Here is a 22665-nt window from a genome sequence, read left to right on the forward strand (position 1 = left end):
GCTGCCGCCCGCCGCTCCCCCGCGCCCCACCCATCCCGGTAGGAGCTGGCTTGCCAGCGAAAGCGCCCGCAAGGGCAACACAAGGCTCAAGGGCCTCTTCGCCGGCAAGCCGGCTCCTACAGGAAACGGCACGACCTATCTGGCTGCTGTAGGAGCTGGCTTGCCAGCGAAGGCGTCCGCACGGGCAATACGAGACTCGCGACCCTCTTCGCCGGCAAGCCAGATGGCGTCCCAAAGGGGGTAGTCGTGCACGCGGGTGACGAGGCCGGCGCGGATCGGGTTGGCGATGAGGTAACGGGCAACCAGGCGCAGGTTTTCTTCGCGACGCAGGGCGCGGTCGTGGTAACCCTTTTGCCAGAGCCGACCGCTACGGTGCAGGTGGGCGTTGATGTCCCCTGCGCTGCAGGATTTGATCCTGCGCATCAGGCTCGACAGTGAGCAATGGCCCAACTCCAGCAGCCAGTGCAGATGATCCGGCATCACCACCCAGGCCAGGGAATGAGCCAGCCCGTGGAGCTCGGCCTGACGCAGTTGCTGCACCAGCAGGCGGCCGATGCGCCAATCATCGAAGATCCGCTCTCGGCGGTGGGTCACCGCGGTGAGCAGGTAGATCTGGCCGGTTTGCGAGTAGCGCCCGATGCGCAGCCGGTTGCCGTGAAAACGCTGGGGCATGCTGTTGCCCTCCAAATGCCGGGGTGACATTGGAAGGCTAATGCGTGAGGGCTATTGCGACGGCAGATTGTGGGACGGGGTGTGTCTGTGGCGCCCTGTTCGCCGGCAAGCCGGCTCCTACGGATGCGCGCAGACCCTGTAGGAGCTGGCTTGCCAGCGAAGGCGGTGCAATGGTCTCTGAAGATGTCGTTCATCCCCCAAGCCGCGGCGAGTTCTCCAGCAGGGTCCGGGTATAGGCATGTTCGGGCCGGTCCAGTACCTGGTCCACCGTGCCCTGCTCCACCACCCGTCCCTGTTTGAGCACCAGCACTCGGTCGGCAATGGCGCGCACCACGCCCAGGTCATGGGTGACGAACAGCAGGGTCAGGCCCTCTTCCTGCAGTTGCCGCAACAACGCGAGGATCGAGGCCTGCACCGACACATCCAGGGCCGAGGTCACTTCATCGCAGATCAGCAGTTTCGGTTCGCACACCAGCGCCCGGGCAATCGCCACCCGCTGGCGTTCGCCCCCCGACAGGCTGTGGGGATACTGGTCCGCCAGGGCCGGCGACAGCGACACTCGCTGCAACACCGCGTCCACTCGGGCCCGGGCCTCGGCGCCCTGGATGCCGAAGAAATGCTCCAGGGGTGCACTCAGGGTCTGGTACAGCGTGTGCCGCGGGTTCAGCGCCCGGTACGGGTTCTGGAAGATGTACTGGATCTGGTGCCGCAGGCCTTTCTCGCGCTGGCGCGCCGACAGGCTCAAGGGCCGGCCGGCATAACGCACCCGGCCTTGGGCGTTGTCGCCCAGTCCCGCCAGGGCCCGGGCCAGGCTGGTCTTGCCGGAGCCGGACTCGCCCACCAGGGCCAGGCACTCTCCAGGCGCCACCTGCAGTGACACATCAAAGAGCACCTGGCGGTCGTAGGCCAGGTTCAGGTCTTCGACCTCCAGCAAGGGCACCAGCCCGGCTCCGGGCGCCAGTTGCAGCGCGGGCCCGGGCACAGGCTCCGGCAGTGCCTGTCGATGCGGATCGACGCAGGCCACCTGGACCTCGGGGGCAAGGGTGCGCAATGGCGGTTCGAGCACGCTGCATTGCGGGCCGCGACGCGGGCACCGGGGGGCGAAGGCGCAACCCCGGGGGCGCTGCCCCGGCGCCGGGGCCTGCCCGGGGATCGCCAGCAAAGGCCGGCGCTGGCCGACATCGGGAATCGCCGCCAGCAAGCCCCGGGTATAGGGATGGGCCGGTTGGCGAAACAGCGCCTGGCGGGATGCGCTTTCAACGATCCGCCCGGCATACATCACCAGCACCCGGTCCACCAGGTCCTTGATCACCGCCAGGTCATGGGAGACGTAGATCGCCGCCACGCCCTGGCTTTTGCACAGCTGGCGCAGGGTCGCGAGGATGTGTGCCTGGGTGGTCACATCCAGGGCCGTGGTCGGCTCGTCCAGGACAATCAGCCTGGGCCGCAGGACAAAGGCCAGGGCCAGCATCACCCGTTGCTGCTGACCACCGGACAGCTGATGAGGAAAGCGCCGAAGGAACTCGGGGTCTGCCGGCAGCCCGACATTCTCCAGGGTTTCGACGATCCGCTGCTGCTGCGCACCCCGCGCCAGGTGCTGCTGATGCACGGCCAGGGTTTCCCGTAGCAGGCTGCCGATGCGCAGGGACGGATTCAAGGCGGTGGCCGGGTCCTGGGCGACGTAGCCGATCAGGCTGCCCCGGGCCCGGCGCAAGGCCTGGCCCGAGAGTTCCAGCAACGATTGACCGGCCACTTCGACCCGGCCGTCGACGATCCGCGCGCCCTGGCGAGCATGGGCCAGCAGCGCCGTGGCCAGGGTGGTCTTGCCCGATCCGGACTCCCCCACCAGGCCGAGGATCTCCCCGGCGGCGACACTGAAGGACACCCCCGATAGCACATCCACCTCGGGCGCCAGTTCCACCCGCAGGTCGTCGACCTGCAGCACCCGCACGTCCCGGGCAATTTCCGCGACCGCGTTCATGGGCGCTTCTCCCCGATCCGCGACTGGCTGCGACCAATGCCCTCGGCGAGGATGTTGGTGCCGTAGGCGAAGATCCCGATCAGCACCGCCGGGGCCAGTACCGCCCAGGGCTGGACCAGCAGCCCGGCCTGGTTTTCATTGATCATCAGCCCCCAGTCGGCGGCCGGCGGCGCCACGCCATACCCCAGGAAGCTCAGGCCCGAGAGCATGCCCACGCCCCAGGTCAGCATGTTGCCGAAATGCACCAGCAAGGGCGTGAGGATGTTGGGCAGGATCTCCCGGGACACAATCCGCCATTGCGAATACCCCATCATCTGCGCCGCCTCGACGAACTCCTGGCCGGCCACCGCCACCGCGCTGCCCCGGGCCAGGCGCACCACCCCAGGGGTGAAGGCGATGGCCACGGTGAGCACGATCAACCAGGGCGCACGCCCGAGCATGGAGACGATCAGCAGCACCAGGATCAGGTCGGGAAAGGCCAGGGACACGTCCGCCAGCCAGCTGATCAACTGGTCCAGGCGGCGCCGCGACAGGCCTGCCAGCAACCCCAGGGTGCCCCCCACCAGCAAGGCGATGGACGCCGCCGCCAGGGACATCCACAGCACCGACAGGCCACCGCTGAGCAGGCGCGACAGCACGTCATGGCCGAGAAAGTCATAGCCGAGCCAGGCGCCGGCAGCGGGCGCACCGTAGACCGGGCCGAGCATCTCGGTGCTGCCCCGGGGCGCGAGCCAGGGGCCGAACAGCGCCAGCAGCACCACCAGCAAGGTGATCAGGGCGCCCTTGCGGGTTTGCGGTTCGGCCAGCCACAGGCGCCAGCGGGAAATACGTAAATCGCTCATGGATCAGTTCTCATGCCGCAGGTTCAGGGGGCCTTGGGCGCCGAGCGGCGCCACCAGAGCTGGATACCGCGCCGGTTGCGGCGAATCAGGCCGACCCGTCTCGCGGTACGTAGTTTCGGGGTGAGCAATACCGTGGCCAGGTCCGCCAGCAGGTTGATCAGCACCACTCCCAGGGTGATCACCAGCACGATGGCCTGGATCATCGGCAGGTCGCGCATCTGGATCGCCGAGTTCAGCGAGGTGCCGATGCCCGGGTAGCTGAACACCACTTCCGCCAGCAGGGCCCCGCCAATCAGCGTGCGCAGGGTCAGGGCCAGGCCCTGGATCGCCGGCACCAGGGCATTGGGCAAGGTGTGGCGCCAGACGATGCGCCACTGCGGGATGCCCCGTAGCCGCGCGGCAATCACATAGTCGGACTCCAGGGCCTCGATCATCGCCGCACGCAGCATGCGCGTCAGGTAGGGCAAGGCCGACAGCGCCAGGGCCAGCGCCGGCAGCACCAGGAACTGCAACTGCCGCCACAGCGGCAACTGCGGGTCGAGGATCGACACCGCCGGCAGCAGGTCCATGTGAGGCATGGAGAACAGCAGCACCAGGCCAATGGCCAGGAGAAACCCCGGCGTTGCCTTGAGAAAGATCAGCAGCGACAGGCTCCAGCGATCCAGGCGGCTGTCCCGGCGCAGGGCCAGGGCCACCCCCAGGCCCAGGGCCACGGGCACCACCAGGGCCATGACCCCGGCCAGCAGCGCCAGGGTGTAGCCCAGCCGGGCAAAGAGCACCTCGGCCACGGGGGCATTGGAATCCAGGGACTGGCCCAGGTCACCGGCCAGGGTCTGCCCCAGCCAGTGCCGGTATTGCTCCAGCAGCGGCCGGTCCAGCCCCAGCTGGCGTTGCAGGGTGAGGATGCTGTCCAGGGGCGCATCCGGGCCGAGGATCACCCGCGCCGGGTCCGAGGGCAGTGCCTGGGTGGCGACGAACACCACCAGGCTGATGACCCAGGCGGTGAGCAGGCCATAGCCCAGGCGACCGATGAACCAGGACAGCCAGGCTGGGGTTCTGGAGGCTTTTGCGCAGGGTTCAGACATGGTTCAACCACAACTCGTCGAAGCGCCAGGAGGCGAAGGTGGTCTGTTCCGGCGTCAGGCCGCCGACCCGCACCGAGGCGGCGTCCAGCACATCGTTGAAGCCCCAGATCAACAGCCCGCCACGTTGGTGCTGGATGGCCTGGGCCTGGTGCACCAGGGGTTTGCGCAATTCCAGGTCGGGCTGGGCCAGGGCCTGTCGGTAGAGCTCGGTGAAACGCGGATCATGGAAATTGCTGCGGTTGTAGATGGCCTGGGGCGCGTCGTTGTGCAACGCCGAGGCAAGAAAGCCCCGGGCCGGGGTCGACCCGGGCGACAGCAGCCAGTTTTCCCGCTGGGGCCCGTTGAACACCGAGCCGTCGACCTGGGTCACCTTGATCTGCACCCCGGCTTTCTTCGCCTGCTGGGCGAACACCAGGGCCGCATTGACGCCAGGGCCCGGGGTGGTAGTCAGCTCCACCCGCAGGTCGCTGTGCCCGGCTTGGCGCAACAGCGAGCGGGCCTGGTCCAGGTCGTAGGGGCGCTGGGCAATGCCGTGGTTGTAGGTCGGGTCGTGGGGCGAATACAGGTCATTGGCGATCCGCCCGAAACCGTTGAGGCCGCGATCCACCAGTTCCTGGCGGTCGGCCAGCAGGCGAAACGCCTGGCGTACCCGCTCGTCCTGGAACGGCGCCTTGGCCAGATTGAGATTGAAGCCGGTGAACGAGGTGCTCGGCGAGGCATAGAACCTGAGCCGCGGATCGGCCTTGAACAGCGCGCTGTGCTCGGCCTGGACCCCGCTGGCCACATCGATCTGCCCGGCTCGCAGGGCGGCGGCCCGGGACACCTGATCCTTGAACTCGATGATTTCCAGCTCGTCGGCATAGGGCTGCCCCGGCTTGTAGTAGTTCTCGAAACGGCTGTACAGCGAACGCTGGCCGGGAATGAAGCGCTTGAGCCGGTAAGGGCCGGCGCCCACCGGGTTGGTCTGCGGGTGGTAGTCGGTGGGCACGATGCCGCCGAAGCTGATCAGGGTCTCGTCCAGGGGAAAGAAGCTCTGGCCCTGCTTGAAGCGGATCTCGATGGTGCGCTCGTCCAGCTTGCGCAAGGCCTGGCGGTCAATGGCCCCCACCAGCCCGGCGAAGGGTGACGCCAGCTGCGGATCGGTGAGGCGCAGGATGGAAAACAGCATGTCGTCGGCGCCGATGCTCTTGCCGTGGTGAAACTCCAGCCCCGGCTTGATGCGGATGGTCCAGGCGCTGGCATCGGCATTGGGTTCAGCGAACTCCGCCAGGGCCAGGCGGGTGCTGACGTCCGGGTTCCACTCCCAGAACTTGCTGTACAGCGCCCAACCACGAATGATCCCGCCGCCCACGGGTTTATGGGCATCGAGGTTGCCGGACTGGTCGCCATCGATGATCCCTACCCGCAGGCGTCCGCCGCGCACCGGCGTGCTGGACGCCAGCGCCGCAGCGCTTAGCGCCGCGCCACTGTCGCAGCCGCCGAGCAGGCTGGTGCCCAGCAACAGGCCGCCACCCACGGCCAGGGAATTGCCGAGAAACTCCCGGCGGGAAAACACCTCGCTCATGGCTCGCTCCTCAGGCCTGCTCGCTGGCAACCGCCGGCTCTCTGGCCGGCGCAGTGGCCCCCAGGCGCGGTACTTCGAAACCGTGATCCAGGTCCAGCAGCGGGAACAGCAGGTCCGCCACCCGATGGGCCTCGTCGATCAGCGGAAAGCCCGAGAGAATGAAGGCCGAAGTGCCCTGCTCTTCGTATTCGCGAATACGTTCGGCCACCTGCTCGGCACTGCCCACCAGGTAGGTGCCTGCAGCCGGACCGAGGATGTTGAAGCCGAACAGACTCGGGCCAAGCCAGACATTGGGGTAGATCTCCAGGTCCCGGGCCCTGGGCAGGCGCCCGGCACGGATGGCCTCGACATTGCGCTGGATCTGCGGATCGTCGCTGTGGAAGCTGTCCAGGGTTTCTCCCGGCGGCAACTGGCGCTCGATGGAGGCCCGGGCGGTCTGCAACGAGGTGCGCTGCAGCAGCTTCTCGGCGTGGGCCCAGGCCTCCTCCTCGGTTTCCCGGACGATGATCTGCAGGCGCGTGCCAAAGCTCAGCTCGCGGCCGATCTTCGCCGCTTCGGCGGCCACCTTGCGAAACTTCTCGCCAAGCTTCGGTGGGGTGTTGGCAAAGCTCAGGTACACATCCAGCAACTGCACCGAATGCGCCACTCCCGGGCCGGAAGTGCCGGCGCCCCACAGCGGGATGCCGGGGCGCTGCCGCGGCGCATGCCAGCCTCCCAGGGGATGGCTGGCGGCAGCCGGCGAGCGCGGCGCCAGCCTGACGTAGCGACCGTCGTAGCCGGCGGTATCGCCGGCGTAGAAGCCCTGAAAGGCCCGCCAATACTCCAGGCTGAAGTCATAACGTTCATCGTGGGGATAGTGCACCCCGAGGGTGGCCAGCCCGGCGTCGCTGCCGTTGACCACATTGAACAGCAGGCGACCGTTGGAGAAATGATCGAAGGTCAGCGCCCACTTGGCCAGCACCGCCGGTGACAACTCCCCCGGATGCTGGGCCACCAGAAAGCGCAAGCGCTGGGTGGCATCGATCAGCGCCGCCGAGACGGCCAGGCTTTCATTGGGGCTCGAGCCCAGCAGCGAGCCGTAGTAACCCAGGCGATCACTGGCCACCGCCAGCTGCTTGAGGTGTTGAAAATCAGTGTTCCAGCGCCCTTCCGGCTCCCAAGGATAGGGGCCATCGGGGGTGGTGAGGTACCAGAGAATCTTGACGGCCATGTGCCTGTTCCTTGAATGATTGAACGCCTTTAGCGCCTGAGCATTGCCCTTGCGTTGCCCTGGCGGACGCCTTCGCTGGCAAGCCAGCTCCTACAGCCGCCAGATAAATCCCGCAGTCCCCGTAGGAGCCGGCTTGCCGGCGAAGAGGCCCTCAGGCCTTGCATCGCCCTGGCGGACGCCTTCGCTGGCAAGCCAGCTCCTACAGCCGCCAGATAGATCCCCCAGTCCCTGTAGGAGCCGGCTTGCCGGCGAAGAGGCCCTCAGGCCTTGCATCGCTCTTGTGGGCGCCTTCGCTGGCAAGCCAGCTCCTACAGCAGTCGGATAAATCCCGTAGGGGCCCGGCGCGGTGCGATCCCGTGGGGCGTCAGATCAATTGCGCCGGTCGATGGCCGGCACCAGGCCCAATTCAGTGGCGCGCTCGTACAGGCCGCTCATTTTCCATTGCTGGGTCAGTACGCCTGGGCCATAAGGGCGGGAACCGCCCAAGGCGTCGGCCAGCAGTTGCAGTTGCGCGCCCTCTTCCAGCAGCAGGATGAATTCCGCCGTGGCCCGCAGGCCCTGCTTGCCCCATACGGTGGAGCCGCCATTGGCTTCGAGAATCGCCAGGTTGAAGGGGTTCTGGACAATGCTGTCGAGGATGAAATCCACCTCGGGCTGGCGCCGGTCGATGTACACCGGCAACTCCCTGGCCAACTGGTAGCGCTGCACCGGCACGTAGTGAAACGGCAGGCTCCGGTGGGTCTGGGCCCAGGCCCCCAGGTACGGCGAATGCACGTGGGACACCGTGGTGATGTCGGCATGTTGCTGGAACAGCTTGGTGTAGCGCCCCAGGCCGCCCTTGCCCTGGCCAAGGATGACCTTGCCGGCAAAGTCGGTGACGGTCGCCTGCAACGGCTTGTGGTAGTTCCACGGGCCGCCATAGTTCACCGACACCAGCAGTTCCTGGCCCGGCACCCGCTCGATGAAGCCCACGGTGCCGTTGGCGGTAATGGTCCGGGTTTCGCGGAACACGGTGAACGCCTGTTCGGCCTCCAGCAGCACCTGGTCGATGAAGGCCTGCAGTTCCTGGGTAATGGGTGTTTCGTTGATCAATACGGTCATGGCGATTCTCCGGGTTCAGGCGCGGCGCTTGGCCAGCAGTTCGTGGGCGGCGAGCAATGGGCGTGGATCGACCCAATCGGCAATGGCGAAATCCCGTTCCAGGAAGCCGTGCCGGTAGAGGAAGTTTTTCTGGATATCGAGAAACTCCAGACGCTGGGGCGACAGGTCCGGCGCCAGGGTGGTATGGAAATCGCCGCGGTAGGCCTCATTCACGCCGGCACTGCCGGCACGGGTTTCCTCTTCAAGAATGGCGTTCAGCGCCGGGCGGTTGTGCGCGGCCCAATCGGCGGCGCGCAGGGTCTGGGCAAGAAAGCGCACCACCAGGTCGAAGTGGTTGTCCAGCAGGCTCTGGTGCACGGTGATCGGCCGCGGGGTGCCGTTGTTGATGCGGTAGTGCGGCTCGGCGATCAGGTCCAGGTCGATGCCCACCACCAGCCCCAGGCGCCGGGCGGCATCGGCGGCAGCCGCGCCCTTGACGTAGACCGCGTCCACCTCGCCGCGCACCAGGTAGTCCAGGCCGGACCACAGGCGCTGCAAACCCTCCTGGGGGTTGGCTGCTCGCTCCTGGTCCTGCAGCGCAACCTCCACCAGTTCGACATCGTCAAACCCCAGGCCCGCCAGGCTCAGGGCGCCCTTGTAGCCGTGCAGGCTCATGGCCCGGGCAATGCTCCCCGGACGATTCTCGCCCCAGGCCGGCAGGGCCAGGCGCTTGCCCTTGAGGTCCTCGGGGCGACGGATGCCGGAGTCCGGGCGTACCAGCAGGGTCTGCCATTCCTCGATCCAGGTCAGGCCGATCAACCGGCTCGGCGAACCGGCGGCGCGGGCCGCCAGGGCCGGGACGTTACCGCCCTCGCGAAACAGCCCCGGCAGTTGGTGATCGTAGTGGTGATGGCCCAGTTGCCGGGCTTCCTGCAGGGTCGCCACCGGCAGGCCGTCGGCGGCGAACTCCTCGCTGAGCCAGCCCAGCTTGTAGGCGATTCCGGACGCGGTGGGCACCGGGCAACGGGTGAACCAGATCTGCTCCAGCTCGGGCTGGGCAGCGGATAGGGGCAATGTGGCGGCAAGGGTCATCAACGAACTCCTGGGCAATGGCTGTTGCCAGGGCCATTGCAGCGCCCGTGCCAACTGGACAAGGCCCCGGATTACGGGGCCTGCGCCGCTGCTGGCGAAATCGACGCGAGGCCGACTGCTGCCCGGCCAGCAGCATTGCGCGGCGACTGCTGCTGTTGGAGCAACGGGCCGACGGGCATTGCTGCTGGAGCAGCAATACATGCTTTGGCCGCGCCTGATCACCCGCCCGAAGGCCTTGTTGCACAAGGCCTGCAACGGATTTTTCGCCAGCTGAAAAGGCCCTGGCGCAGAACTTGCTCAAGCCCCTTTCAACACCTGCTGCAAGGGTTGGCTGGCCAGCGAAGGCGCTGCCAGGACTGGTGCAAGGCTCAAGGGCCCCTTCGCCGGCAAGCCGGCTCCTACGGACCAGGCCGATACACACGCCCCCTGTAGGAGCTGGCTTGCCAGCGAAGGCGTTGCCAGGACTGGTGCAAGGCTCAAGGGCCCCTTCGCCGGCAAGCCGGCTCCTACGGATCAGGCCGATACACACGCCCCCTGTAGGAGCTGGCTTGCCAGCGAAGGCGTCGCCAGGACTGGTGCAAGGCTCAAGGGCCTCTTCGCCGGCAAGCCGGCTCCTACGGATCAGGCCGATACACACGCCCCCTGTAGGAGCTGGCTTGCCAGCGAAGGCGTTACCAGGACTGGTGCAAGGCTCAAGGGCCTCTTCGCCGGCAAGCCGGCTCCTACAGACCAGGCCGATACACACGCCCCCTGTAGGAGCTGGCTTGCCAGCGAAGACGTCGCCAGGACTGGCGCAAGGCTCAAGGGCCCCTGCGCCGGCAAGCCGGCTCCTGCGGTGGATCGATTCCTTTGATAGAGGTAGACACATGAGTAGCGTACAAACCCTTAGCATCGCGCCGGTACGCGTCCTGCGCAGCGAGGCCGAAGCCATCGCCGCCGCGCGGGAGATCGCCACGCAAATCGCTGCAATCGCCGCCGATCCCCAGGCCAACGGCCAGTTGCCCCGGCGCCAGGCCGAGCTGCTGTCCACCAGCGGCCTGACCGCCATCGGCGTGCCCAAGGCCTTCGGTGGCCTGGGGGCCTCGGTGGCTACCATCGTCGAAACGGTGCGCCTGATCTCCGTGGCCGACGGCGGCGTCGGCCAGTTGCTGCAGATCCACAACGTGATGCTGCGGGGCATCTTCAACGGCTATCCGGATGCCGTGCGCGACCGCCTGATCGGCGATGTGCTGGCCGGCAAGCGCCTGGGCAACGCCCTGGCGGAAGTCGGCGGCAAGAACAAGTTCGCCCTCAAGACCCGCATCGAACGTCGCGCCGACGGCAAGCTGATCCTCAATGGCAGCAAGTTCTACTCCACTGGCGCTTACCTGGCCGAGTGGATTTCCCTGACCGCCGCCAGTGAGGACGGCGGTGCCGGGGTGCTGCTCAACCGCAACACCCCGGGCCTGACCCTGGTGGACGACTGGCACGCCTTCGGCCAGCAGAACTCGGTCAGCGGCACGGTGATCTTCGACAACATCGAACTGGACGAAGACTTCGTCTCGCCGCGCAAGGGCCCGATGAAGCGTACCGGCCTGACCTTCCCGCAGATCCTGCATGCGGCCATCGACACCGGGATCGCCGCCGGCGCCCTGGGAGCGGCGGTGGACTACCTCAAGCAGCACGCCCGGCCCTGGGTGGAAAGCGGCGTCGACCACGCCAGCGAAGAGCCGCACATCATCAAGCAGATCGGTGAATACGCCGTGGCCCTGCGCGCCGCCGAGTCGTTGCTGCGCGATGCCGCGCGGGTGTTCGACGAACACGAGCAGGACCCGGACAACAAGGAACTGCAGGACCAGTTGATCCTCAGCGTGGCCACCGCCCGGGCCCATTCCGATAGCGCCGCGCTGAAGATCTCCAGCGACATTTTCTCGCTGCTGGGGGCCAGTTCCTCCTTGAGCAAATGGAACCTCGACCGCTTCTGGCGCAACGCCCGGGTGCACACCACCCACGACCCGATCCGCTGGCGCCTGCACCACGTGGGCAACTACTACCTCAACGGCGTCGACCCGGGCGAATACACCTCGACCCTCAATGCCAAGGAGCAACAGGGCGCGACCCGCCCGGCGCCCTGACGGCCAACCACCGCCGCCTGTAGGAGCTGGCTTGCCAGCGAAGGCGCCCGCAAGACAGGCACAAGGCTTGGGGGCTTCTTCGCCGGCAAGCCGGCTCCTACAAAGAAGCACCGTATCACCCCGCACCGTAGGAGCTGGCTTGCCAGCGAAGGCGTTCGCAAGACCGGCACAAGGCTTGGGAGCCTCTTCGCCGGCAAGCCGGCTCCTACGAAGAAGCACCGTGTCACCCCGCACCGTAGGAGCTGGCTTGCCAGCAAAGGCGTTCGCAAGACTGGCACAAGGCTTGGGGGCCTCTTCGCCGGCAAGCCGGCTCCTACGAAGAAACACCGTATCACCCCGCACCGTAGGAGCTGGCTTGCCAGCAAAGGCGTTCGCAAGACTGGCACAAGGCTTGGGGGCCTCTTCGCCGGCAAGCCGGCTCCTACGAAGAAACACCGTGTCACCCCGCACCGTAGGAGCTGGCTTGCCAGCGAAGGCGTCCTCGAACCCGGCACAAGGTTCAAGGGCCCATTCGCCGGCAAGCCGGCTCCTACGACCAATGGCCAATATTTCCCTGAATGAGCCCTGCATGATCGAAAAACACCCTCTCTTGCGCGCGCTGGCGATCTACCGGGAAGTGCCCTGGCGCTTCGCCCTGGTGGCGCTGCTCTATGTCGCCGTCAACCTCGGGCTGGTCTGGCAGCAGTGGCTGATCGGTCATGCGGTCAACGCTGTCAGCAGTGGGCAGGCGGTAAGACGCCTGGCCGACGGCAGCCTGGATGCCAGCCTGGGCTGGTACTGGCTGTGGCTGCTGCTGGCGGTGGCCCTGGGCCGGGGCGTGTTGCAGTACGCCGCCACCGTGCTGTCCCTGGTGCTCAGCCAGGAGCTGCTGACCCGCCTGCGCGAGCGCATCCTGCAGCAGGTCCAGGGCCTGCACCTGGGCTACCACTGGCAGCACGGCATGGGCGAGATGATCACCCGCACCACCCGCGATGCAGACAAGGTCCGCGACGCCCTCATCAGCTTCTGGCGCCAGGTGGTGGAAACGCCCCTGGTGGTGCTGGCCACGGTGGGCCTGCTGGCCTGGTACAGCCCCTGGCTGGCAGTGGTGCCGCTGCTGCTCACCGCCTGCGGCTTGTGGATCTTCGTGCGCCAGACCGAGCACCTGGTCAGCCTCGATCGCGCAGTGGGCGCCGCCTACGACCGGGTCAACCAGGACCTCAGCGAAGGCATCGGTGGGGTGCGGGTGATCAAGTCCTTCGCCCTGGAACACGGCCGCATCCAGGGTTTTGCCGCCCAGGTCGGGCTGTTCGCCGAGCACGCACGCCGGGCCCTGGCCTACTCCAGTTCGCGAATCCCCCTGCCCCAGGCCGTGGTCGCCCTCAGCCATGTTTGGGTCCTGGTCTACGGCGCTCATCGGGTGGCGGCCGGGCAACTGGGGATCGGCGAGCTGGTCAGCGCCCTGCTGATCGTCACCACCCTGGTGTTTCGCATCGAAGGCATCGGCCGGGTGATGCAGACGTTTGCCGACGCCCGCTCCAGCGCCGAGCGCATCTGGCAGTTGCTGGACGAGCCGCTGCACATTCGCAGTGGCAACGCCCGGCTGCCCCAGGCGCCCCTGGGGTTACGCCTGGAGGGGGTCAGCGTCAGCGCCCCCGGCGGGGGCCGGAAGATTCTCGATGACTGCTCCCTGAGCCTTGAACCCGGCGAGGTGGTGGCCCTGGTGGGCGCCACCGGCACCGGCAAGAGCCTGCTGGCCAGCCTCCTGCCGCGCCTCACCGAGGCCGGTGCCGGCCGGGTGCTGCTGGGCTCCGAGCACAGCGGCTGGCAGGACGTGCGCGAGCTGGATCTGCAACAGCTACGGCGCCGGGTGCATGTGGTGCCCCAGGAAAGTTTCCTGTTTTCCGACACTCTGGCGGCCAACCTGCGCCTCACGGCCCCCGAGGCCAGCCACCGGCAACTGCGCCAGGGCCTGGCCCTGGCCGCCGCGGAAGATGTACTGGAACGCTTGCCCCAAGGCCTGGACAGCCGCCTCGGCGACCGCGGGGTCACTCTTTCCGGTGGCCAGCGCCAGCGCCTGAGCCTGGCCCGGGCACTGCTGGGAGAACCGGACATTCTCTGCCTCGACGACGCCACCAGTGCCCTGGACGCCATCAGCGAACGCCAGGTGCTGGACAACATCCGCCAATTGCGTCGAGACCAGGGCCGGGCCACCACCCTGCTGGTGATCTCCAGCAAGCTCTCGACCATTCTCCTGGCGGACCGGGTGTTGCTGCTGCAGGACGGGCGCATCAGTGCCAACGGCGCTCACGCCGACCTTGTGGAAACCAACGCGCACTACCGCGACCTGCTGGGAATCGATCATGGCTAATCCAATCGCCGGCAAGGCCCTGAGCGATATCGAAATCGAGGAAATGCTCGCCCGCCAGGCCCTGGACCGCAGCATGCTGTCCCGCCTGTTGCCTCTGCTGCGGCCGATCCGCGGCGCGATCCTGACGGTGATCGGCATCGAGCTGCTGCTGGTGTTCACCGTCTTCCTGCGGCCCTGGTTCGTGCGCGAACTGCTGGACCACGGGCTGGTCCCGGACCAGGGCCACTGGCTGCTGGATGAATCCCTGGTGCTGTGGCTGGGCCTGGGGCTGGCGGCCAGCTGGCTGGGGCGCTTCGTCCTGGCCGGGCTGTCGCAGTTGGTCGCCGGCAGTGCGGCGATCCGGGTGCTCAACGACCTGCGGGTCAAGGTCTTTGCCCATATCCAGGCCCTGAGCGTCAGCTACTTCGACCAGACCCGCGCCGGGCGCATCATTTCCCGCGCCGACCGCGACGTCGACAGCCTGGAGCCGCTGCTGATCCAGGGCCCGCCGGAGCTGCTGGGGGCCCTGCTGCGCTGTGGCCTGGCGGCGCTGATGCTGTGGCGCATCGACCCGCGGTTCTTCCTCAGCCTGGCGGCCACGGTGCCGCTGCTGGTGCTGGCGACCTGGGGTTTCAAGCGCATCTCCCAGCGCAACTGGGCCAGGGTCGCGGAGAACCGCAGCCGCTTCACCGCGCACCTGGTGGAAAGCGTCAGCGGCGCGCGCATGCTCCAGCAATGCGGGCAGCAGGAACCCAACCTGCAGCGCTATCGCGGCCTGCTGGATGACTTCAACCAGGCGCTGATTCGCGGCAGCCTGCGCTCCAGCTGGTTCGCCCCGTTCACCGCCCTGCTCAGTGCCGCCGGCATGGCCGTGCTGTTGCTGGTGGGCGGCTATGGGCTGGCCGGCAACCAGATCAGCGTTGGCCAGATGGCGGAAAGCCTGTTCTACGTGTTTCTGTTTCTTGGCCCGTTGCAGGAGCTCTCCGACCTGTTCGAACGCTACGCCACCGGTTCGGCCTCGGCGCAGCGGATCTTCCTGTTGCTGGACACCCGGCCCCAGGTCCTCGATCCAGCCCACCCACGGCGCGTGCCACGGGCCCGCGGCGAGGTCGGCTTCGAGCAGGTACGGTTCGCCTACGACCCCAAGAGCAACAATGCGGTGATCCAGGACCTGGACTTGCAGATCAAGGCCGGCGAAGTGCTGGCGATTGTCGGCCCCTCGGGCCATGGCAAAAGCACCCTGGTGCAGTTGCTGACCCGTTTCTACGACGTTCAGGGCGGCGCCGTGACGCTCGACGGCGTGGACATCCGCCACCTGGCCCAGCACGACCTGCGTCGGGCCGTGGGCGTGGTGCTGCAAGACAACGTGCTGTTCAGCGGCAGCATCCTCGACAACCTGCGCCTGGCGGCCCCCGGCGCCGATGATGGGACGCTGATTGCCGCGGCCCGGGAACTGGGAGCGGACGAAGTGCTGGAACGCCTGCCCCACCAGTACCACAGCGAGGTCGGCCCCCTGGGTGGACACCTGAGCCACGGCCAGCGGCAACTGGTGTGCCTGGTACGGGCCTACCTGGCCAACCCGGCGGTGCTGGTGCTGGACGAAGCCACCTCGGCGGTGGACATCCACACCGAGCGGCGCATCCAGCGCGCCCTGCGCCGGCTGTGCCAGGGGCGCACCGCGATCATCATCGCCCACCGCCTGGCGACCATCCGCGACGCCGACCGGATCGCCGTGATCCGTCATGGCCGGCTGGTGGAACAGGGCACGCACCCGCAACTGATGCAACGCGACGGCGCCTATGCAGCGCTGTACCAGGCCTACCTGCGCAGCGCCGAGACCGCCCCGGCCTGACCACCCGCCCATAAGGGCAGCGCCGATATCGCGCCAACCGTAGGAGCTGGCTTGCCAGCGAAGGCATCTTCAAGCGCGGCGCATGTCTTACGGGCCTGTTCGCCGGCAAGCCGGCTCCTACACGGGCAGCGCCGATATTGCGCCAACCGTAGGAGCTGGCTTGCCAGCGAAGGCGTCTTCAAGCGCGGCGCATGTCTTAGGGCCTCTTCGCCGGCAAGCCGGCTCCTACACGGGCAGCGTTGATATGGGGGGCGGCAAATCTGTTGCGCGCCCAGCAACCGCTGCTGACGGGGTGCTGCTACAGCAGCATTCGCTGTCGCCAGCGCATCCTGAATAGCCGCTCAAGGCCCATGCCTGCAGGCTGTGCCAGCCATGGCATGGCCGTTGCAATCGCCTCCGTCAGGCGTCTTCGCACCCGCGCGGCGCAACGCGTTACTGAATCAGGAGCACCCATGAGCACTGAATTTTTCTGGCGCCTGCCGCTGGGCACCGACGGTCCGCAGTTGAGCACCGACAAGCACAATCGCGGCAATCCCCAACCCCGCCCGGGGCATATCGCCCCCGGGCGCCTGGCCACCGGCGAGCCCGACGGTTTCACCTACATCGACTACATCGCCCAGGTGGCCAAGGCGGCCGAGCTGGCCGGCTTCGAAGGCGCCCTGCTGCCCACCGGCCCCGAGCCCTGGGTGGTGGCGGCGGCCCTGGCCCGGGAAACCCGGCGCATCCGTTTTTTGATTGCCTTCCAGGCCACCTGGACCCTACCCGCCTATGCCGCCCAGCAGGCGGCGATCCTGCAGAACCTCAGCCACGGACGCCTGGACTGGAACATCATCACCGGTGGCAATCCGATCAGCCAGCGGGCCCATGGCGACTACCTGGACCATGACCGGCGCTACCAGCGCACCGGCGAGTTCCTCGACGTCATCCAGGGCCTGTGGCAGAACGAGCGCTTCTCCTATGACGGCGATATCTACCAGCTGGAGAACGGCGCCCTGCCCCCGGGCCTGCAGCAGGAACGCAAGCCGGGGGTGTATTTCTCCGGTTTCTCCGACGCCGCCCTGGACGTGGCCGCGCGGCACGCCGACGTCTACCTCAACTGGGCCGAACCCATCGACCAGCTCAAGCCGCATATCGAGCGGGTCCGCGAGCTGGCGGACAAACAGGGGCGCACGGTGCGCTTCGGCCTGCGGGTCGATCTGTTCGCCCGGGAAACCGAAGAGCAGGCCTGGGCCGACCTGCGCCGCCAGTTCGACAAGCTCGAAGGCAAAGGCAGCCTGATCGCCAAGAACTTCACCAGCGGCTCGGATTCGGTGGGCGCTGCGCGGCAGACCGCCTACCACCAGAACGTCGACCGCTTCGATGACCTGATCCTCGGCCCCAACCTCTGGGCCGGCTTCGCCAAGGCCAAGCCGGGACCCACCGTGGGCCTAGTGGGCAGCCACCAGAACGTTGCCGAGCGCCTGGCGGAATACCGCGACGCCGGTTTCTCCACCTTCATCCTGGCGGGCAACCCGCACCTGGAGGAAGCCCTGCGCATCGGCCAGGAAGTCCTGCCCCTGGTGCAGCAACGCCCCGTCGCCCAGGCGGCGCCCCAGCAGGCACGCGCCTGAGCCCATAAGGAGCCCGTTCATGTCCCATCCTCTGGATACCCTCTGGTACACCCGCTGCCCGGTCCCCACGGGCCTGGGCATTGCCGTGCAGAAAGGCTGGCTGCAAGACAGCCTCGGCGCCCTCGGCACCCAGGTGCAGTCCCTGCGCGAGTCCAGCGACCAGGCCGTGCGCGAGTCGCACTTCGACCACAGCCTGCGCAACTCGGTGCGCCACGGCGGCAGCATCCCAGCCCTCTGGGCCCGGGCCCAGGGTCGGGAAACCCGGCTGATCGGCCTGTCCTGGGCCGATGAGGTGCAACTGCTCCTGACCCGCGCCGACAGCGGCATCCAGCGCATCCAGGACCTCAAGGGCCGGCGCTTCGGACTGCCGGACTGGGCTGGCGCGCAGATCGACTTCACCCGCGCCCAGGCCCTGCGCGGCCTGGAAAACGCCCTGAACCTGGACGGCCTGCAGGTGGGCGACCTGCAACTGGTGAACTACCGCTACGGCGGCACCTTCAGCGACCCCCAGGTGCAGACCCTGGCCGATACCCCGGTCAGCGCCCAGCCCACCGACGGCCGCAACCTGGAGCTGCAAGGCCTGCTGCGGGGCGAGGTCGACGCGATCTTCCTCAAGGGCGCCAGCGCCGCCCGCCATGCCCATGAATTCGGCCTGCGCACCCTGATCGACACCGGTGCCCATCCCGACCCGCTGATCCGCTGCAACAACGGCACCCCGCGCACCCTGACCGTCGACCTGAACCTGCTGGAGCAGCACTTCGAGGTCGCCACCGGGATTCTCGGCGCCGTGCTGCGGGCCGAAGACTGGGCCCACCGCCACCCGGAGGACACCCGCCGCTACCTGGCCCGGGAAACCAACAGCAGCGAGTACTGGATCAGCGCCGCCTATGGCGAAGATGCCCACCTGCGCCTGCGCACCGGCCTGGATGAGCGGGCCATCGACGCGCTGGAGGATTTCAGCGCCTTCCTGCGGCGCTGGCGCTTCATTGCGCAGCCGGTGGACGTGCGCCAATGGATCGACCGCCGGCCGCTGGATGCGCTGCTGGCCACCCCTACCGCTCTGGCCGGCTGACCGCGCCAGGTTTCATGGATTCGAACTGAAGACCCTTATGAGCAAACCACTCGATACCCTCTGGTACACCCACAGCCCGGTGCCCACCGGGCTTGGCATCGCGGTACAGTCCGGACGCCTGGCCGAGGCTTTCCTGCCGTTCGGCACCAACATCCAGTCCCTGCGCGAATCCAGCGAACGCGAAGTGCGCGAGGCCCACTACGACCACCACCTGCAGAACTCGGTGCGCCACGGCGGCAATATCCCGGCCATCTGGGCCTATTCCAGCGGTGTGCAGACCCGGGTCCTGGGCCTGTCCTGGAGCGACGAGGTGCAGCTGATCCTGACCACCGCGGAAAGCGGCGTGAAGAGCATCCGCGACCTGAAGAACCGGCGTTTCGGCCTGCCCAAATGGGCCAACGTGCAGATCGACTTCACCCGCGCCCAAGCCCTGCGCGGCCTGGAAAACGCCCTCAAGCTGGAAGGCCTGGAGGTCAGTGACGTCGAGCTGGTGGACTACCCCTACGGCGGCACCTACAGCGACGAACAGAAACAACACCTGTACGGCTCCGAAGTCAGCCTGGGGGTGACCCGCTTCAGCCGCCGCAACAACGAACTGATCGGCCTGCTGCGCGGCGACATCGACGCGATCTTCCTCAAGGGCGCCCACGCCGTGCACCTGGCCAACGAGTTCGGCCTGCAGGTGGTGGTGGACACCGGCTCCCACCCCGACCCGCTGATCCGCTCCAACAACGGCACCCCGCGCACCCTGACCGTGGACACCCACCTGCTGCGCGAGCACTTCGACGCCAGCGTGAAAATCGTCGACACCGTGCTGCGCACCGAACAGTGGGCCTGGGCCAACCCCGAGGAAACCCGGCGCTTTCTGGCCCGAGAGCTGAACACCAGCGAGTACTGGGTGGCAGCCGCCTACGGCGAGGATGCCCATCGACGCCTACGTACCACTTTGGATGCCCGCTCCATCGAAGCCCTGCAGGACTTCACCGATTTCCTCCATCGCTGGCAATTCATTCCCCGGCGTTTCGACGTACGGGAATGGATCGACTTCAGCGTACTGGAGACCGTCATCGGCTCCACCTCCCGAGTCGCCGTCTGACTCGCCGGCCAGCCGGCTCCTGCGCAGGGAACACCGCAATCACCTGGGACCTGTAGGAGCTGGCTTGCCAGCGAAGGCGTCCTCCAGTTCAGCGCAAGGTTCAAAGGCCTCTTCGCCGGCAAGCCGGCTCCTACGGTGGGAACGCCGCAAGCACCTGGGACCTGTAGGAGCTGGCTTGCCAGCGAAGGCGTCCTCCAGTTCGGCACAAGATTCGAAGGCCCCTTCGCCGGCAAGCCGGCTCCTACGGGGTGGGAACGCCGCAATCACATGGGACCTGTAGGTGCTGGCTTGCCAGCGAAGGCGTCCGCCAGTTCGGCACAAGGTTCAAAGGCCTCTTCGCCGGCAAGCCGGCTCTTGCGCTTGTGTTGGTGGGGCAGCATTTCGCGGGGTACGCGGTGCTGCTCCAGCAGCAGCCACCCAGCAACTTCTGCTGAATCCACCGCAGGTGTTTTACCCCCTCTCAAATGCGCCTGTTCGCCTCGGCGCAACCTGCAGTTTTCACGGGTCAAGCCTTTGAATTTAACCCTTTATTTTCAATCACCTAGCAAATCAAAACAGCCAGGAAAAACTCTTGGCACGATCTCTGCTCCTGCCCCTTTAGCGAAACTTTAAATGGGGGAGATTCACATGCATAAGCTTAATCCGATCACCAAGAGTCTATGGCTGGCACTGGCCCTCGCCGGGGGCTCATTCAGCCAGGCTTCGCTGGCCGCTGAAACCACCGAGGCCGACACCACCAGGAACAGCACCGAGCCGGCCTTGAAGACCGTGACCGTCACCGCCCAGCACCGGGAGGAAACCCTGCAAGAGGTTCCGGTGGCGGTGTCGGCGGTCCAGGGCACCAGCCTGGTGACCGACGGGGTGCGCAACATGGGCGATATCACCACCTTCATCCCCAACGCCTCGGCCAAGAACCCCGATGGCGACGGCCGGCCGCGCTGGTATATCCGTGGCCTGGGCACCGGCGATACCGGGGCCGCCACGGTGTTCCCGGTGGGCATCTACGCCGATGACGTCTACCTCAACGCGCCCATCGCCGGCGGCGGGCCGTTGTTCGATCTGGAGCGCATCGAAATCCTGCGTGGCCCCCAGGGCACCCTGTACGGCAAGAACACCACTGCCGGTGCGGTCAATGTGATTTCCAAGAAGCCCGGCTTCGACACTGACGGCTACGGCACCCTGGGCATCGGCAGCAAGAACGAGCGCATCCTCAATGGCGCCATCGGTGGAGCCCTGGTGGATGACAAGCTGGCGGCGCGGTTGTCGCTGTATTCGGAAGAACGCGACGGCTTCCAGAAGAACCTCACCGACGACCACACCTACGGTGACGTCGACAAGAAAGCCGTGCGCCTGCAGTTCCTGGCCAAGCTCAACCCGGACCTGGACGCCCTGCTGAAGATCCACGCTCGGGAATACAAGGGCGATGGCAGCAACGGCTCACTGCCGGTGGGGCGCTACTACAACGTCGGCTACCAGCGGCCCGACGGACGCAATGTCGCCCTCAACGTCAACGAGGACGCCAAGCTCGATCACGACGGCACCTCGCTGACCCTGAACTGGCGCCTGGGGGACTACACCCTGACGTCCATCAGCGCCTACGACTACATTCGCGGGCAGTCCACCAGCGACGCCGACTACACCCCTTACGAGGTCAACGGCGCGGCCATCAGCGACAACCGCTACAACCAGTACTCCCAGGAACTGCGCCTGGCCTCGCCGCAGCAGGAGACCCTGCGCTGGCTGGCGGGGGTGCACTACTTCCATGAGGACCTGGACAGCTCGGCCAAGCGCCTCATCACCCCGGGCCCCACGCCCAACGGCAGCGGTTCCAACCAGACCGGCGGTGCCACCGACTTTCGCGACCTCAACTACCAGCACACCACCGACAGCTACGCGCTGTTCGGCAACCTGACCTACGACTTCACCGACAACTTCACCGTTACCGGCGGCCTGCGCTGGACCCAGGAAAAGAAAGACATCGACCTGGACCTGACCCAGCTGACCCGGGCCACGGCCAACGGCCCGCTGATTCCCCTGGGCGCCGCCGGCAGCAACGGCAGCCGCGATGAGAGCAAGACCTGGGAAGCCTGGACCTACGACCTGACCCCGGAATACCGGATCAACGACAACGTCCGGGTGTTCTTCCGCTATGCCCACGGCTTCCGCTCCGGGGGCTTCAATACCGGGCTGTCCACCAGCCTGGCGCAGTTGACCACGGTGGACCCGGAACAGCTGGACGCCTACGAGATCGGCCTCAAGTCGGAATGGTTCAACCACCGCCTGACGGCCAACGCCAACGTCTTCTACTACGACTACTCGGACATCCAGGTGAACCTGCTGACGGTCAACAACGGCGTGCTCACCACCGCCCTGACCAACGGCGCCAAGGGCAAGGTCAAGGGCGCCGAGCTGGAGCTGGAAGGCCAGCCCACCGACTACCTGCACCTGCGGGCGGCGATCTCGTTCCTGGATACCGAGTACACCGACTTCAAGAACACCAACCCCAACACCGGCGCGATCACCGGCGACTACAGCGGCAACAGCTTCGTGCGCTCGCCGCGCAACGTGGTGTCCCTGGGGGGCGACTACACCATTCCCCTGGAGATCGGCGGCAAGCTGGTGGCCGGTGGCGACGTGAGTTTCCGCGACAAGGAATACTTCCTCGCCGACCGCCAGAGCAGCGCCGACAAGACCCTGAGCCAGCCCCACTACACCCTGGCCAACACCCGCCTGACCTGGTTCAGCCCGGATGAAAAGCTCAGCGTCACCGGTTTCGTCAACAACCTCACCGACCGCCGCTACCAGGTCCATGGCCGGCCCAACGGCACCCTGGGGCAGTACGTCATCACCTACGGCGACCCGCGCACCGTGGGCCTGAGCGTCACCAGCCGCTTCTGACGCCCGCGGCGACAACCCGAACCCTGATTTCCGGGCCGCCGGTATCGCCAACCACCCACCGCCACCTGTAGGAGCCGGCTTGCCGGCGAAGAGGCCCTCGAGCCCTGCGTTGTCCACGAGGACGCCTTCGCTGGCAAGCCAGCTCCTACGGGGTGAAACCCCGAACCC

14 protein-coding genes and 1 pseudogene are annotated in these 22665 nt (G+C 67.0%); 7 read left to right on the plus strand and 8 right to left on the minus strand.

The window, feature by feature from the left end; translation table 11 throughout:
* Nucleotides 1-216: 216 nt before the first annotated feature.
* From GV818_RS21385 to GV818_RS21420, 8 genes and pseudogenes are all read right to left on the minus strand, one after another.
* A pseudogene (locus tag GV818_RS21385) lies at nt 217-672 on the minus strand (REP-associated tyrosine transposase); the annotation flags it as partial.
* A 190-nt stretch (nt 673-862) separates the two neighbouring features.
* Nucleotides 863-2653: a dipeptide ABC transporter ATP-binding protein gene (locus tag GV818_RS21390; RefSeq protein ID WP_161777433.1), complete on the minus strand. Its 1791-nt coding sequence runs from the start codon at nt 2651-2653 to the stop codon at nt 863-865.
* Complete coding sequence (locus GV818_RS21395; protein ID WP_161777434.1) at nt 2650-3495, minus strand: ABC transporter permease; 846 nt, start codon at nt 3493-3495, stop codon at nt 2650-2652. Before GV818_RS21395 ends, GV818_RS21390 begins: the two co-directional genes overlap by 4 nt.
* A 23-nt stretch (nt 3496-3518) precedes the next feature.
* On the minus strand, nt 3519-4580 hold the full coding sequence (locus GV818_RS21400; protein ID WP_161777435.1) for an ABC transporter permease: 1062 nt from the start codon (nt 4578-4580) through the stop codon (nt 3519-3521).
* Entirely contained in the window at nt 4573-6144 is a 1572-nt protein-coding gene (locus tag GV818_RS21405) for an ABC transporter substrate-binding protein (RefSeq protein WP_161777436.1), read from the minus strand. The genes GV818_RS21400 and GV818_RS21405 overlap by 8 nt, the downstream gene beginning before the upstream one ends.
* A 10-nt stretch (nt 6145-6154) precedes the next feature.
* A complete protein-coding gene (locus GV818_RS21410) occupies nt 6155-7354 on the minus strand; it encodes an LLM class flavin-dependent oxidoreductase (protein ID WP_161777437.1) in 1200 nt (399 codons plus the stop codon).
* A 369-nt stretch (nt 7355-7723) separates the two neighbouring features.
* The gene (locus GV818_RS21415; protein ID WP_161777439.1) at nt 7724-8455 is read right to left on the minus strand and encodes a class II aldolase/adducin family protein; all 732 of its coding nucleotides are present in this window, start codon (nt 8453-8455) and stop codon (nt 7724-7726) included.
* A 15-nt stretch (nt 8456-8470) separates the two neighbouring features.
* A complete protein-coding gene (locus GV818_RS21420; RefSeq protein ID WP_161777440.1) occupies nt 8471-9526 on the minus strand; it encodes an ABC transporter substrate-binding protein in 1056 nt (351 codons plus the stop codon).
* Nucleotides 9527-10392: 866 nt separating this feature from the next.
* Here GV818_RS21420 and GV818_RS21425 point away from each other — a divergent pair.
* The 7 genes from GV818_RS21425 (at nt 10393) to GV818_RS21455 (ending at nt 22497) form a co-directional block, all read left to right on the plus strand.
* Nucleotides 10393-11640: an acyl-CoA dehydrogenase family protein gene (locus tag GV818_RS21425; RefSeq protein WP_161777441.1), complete on the plus strand. Its 1248-nt coding sequence runs from the start codon at nt 10393-10395 to the stop codon at nt 11638-11640.
* A 568-nt stretch (nt 11641-12208) separates the two neighbouring features.
* Nucleotides 12209-13990, plus strand: coding sequence for an ABC transporter ATP-binding protein (locus GV818_RS21430; RefSeq protein WP_161777442.1), 1782 nt, complete (start codon nt 12209-12211; stop codon nt 13988-13990).
* Nucleotides 13983-15821, plus strand: coding sequence for an ABC transporter ATP-binding protein (locus GV818_RS21435; protein WP_161777443.1), 1839 nt, complete (start codon nt 13983-13985; stop codon nt 15819-15821). The genes GV818_RS21430 and GV818_RS21435 overlap by 8 nt, the downstream gene beginning before the upstream one ends.
* Nucleotides 15822-16273: 452 nt before the next feature.
* Complete coding sequence (locus GV818_RS21440; RefSeq protein WP_161756410.1) at nt 16274-17431, plus strand: LLM class flavin-dependent oxidoreductase; 1158 nt, start codon at nt 16274-16276, stop codon at nt 17429-17431.
* Between the two features lie 19 nt (nt 17432-17450).
* On the plus strand, nt 17451-18503 hold the full coding sequence (locus GV818_RS21445; RefSeq protein ID WP_161777444.1) for an ABC transporter substrate-binding protein: 1053 nt from the start codon (nt 17451-17453) through the stop codon (nt 18501-18503).
* A gap of 37 nt (nt 18504-18540) precedes the next feature.
* Nucleotides 18541-19599: an ABC transporter substrate-binding protein gene (locus GV818_RS21450; RefSeq protein ID WP_161756408.1), complete on the plus strand. Its 1059-nt coding sequence runs from the start codon at nt 18541-18543 to the stop codon at nt 19597-19599.
* Between the two features lie 627 nt (nt 19600-20226).
* Nucleotides 20227-22497 carry a TonB-dependent receptor gene (locus tag GV818_RS21455; protein WP_161777445.1) on the plus strand — a complete coding sequence of 757 codons (2271 nt, stop codon included), beginning with the start codon at nt 20227-20229 and terminating at the stop codon, nt 22495-22497.
* The last annotated feature ends 168 nt before the right edge of the window (nt 22498-22665 follow it).

This window comes from Pseudomonas sp. Fl4BN1 (assembly GCF_009908285.1).
In the GTDB taxonomy this organism is placed as follows: domain Bacteria; phylum Pseudomonadota; class Gammaproteobacteria; order Pseudomonadales; family Pseudomonadaceae; genus Aquipseudomonas.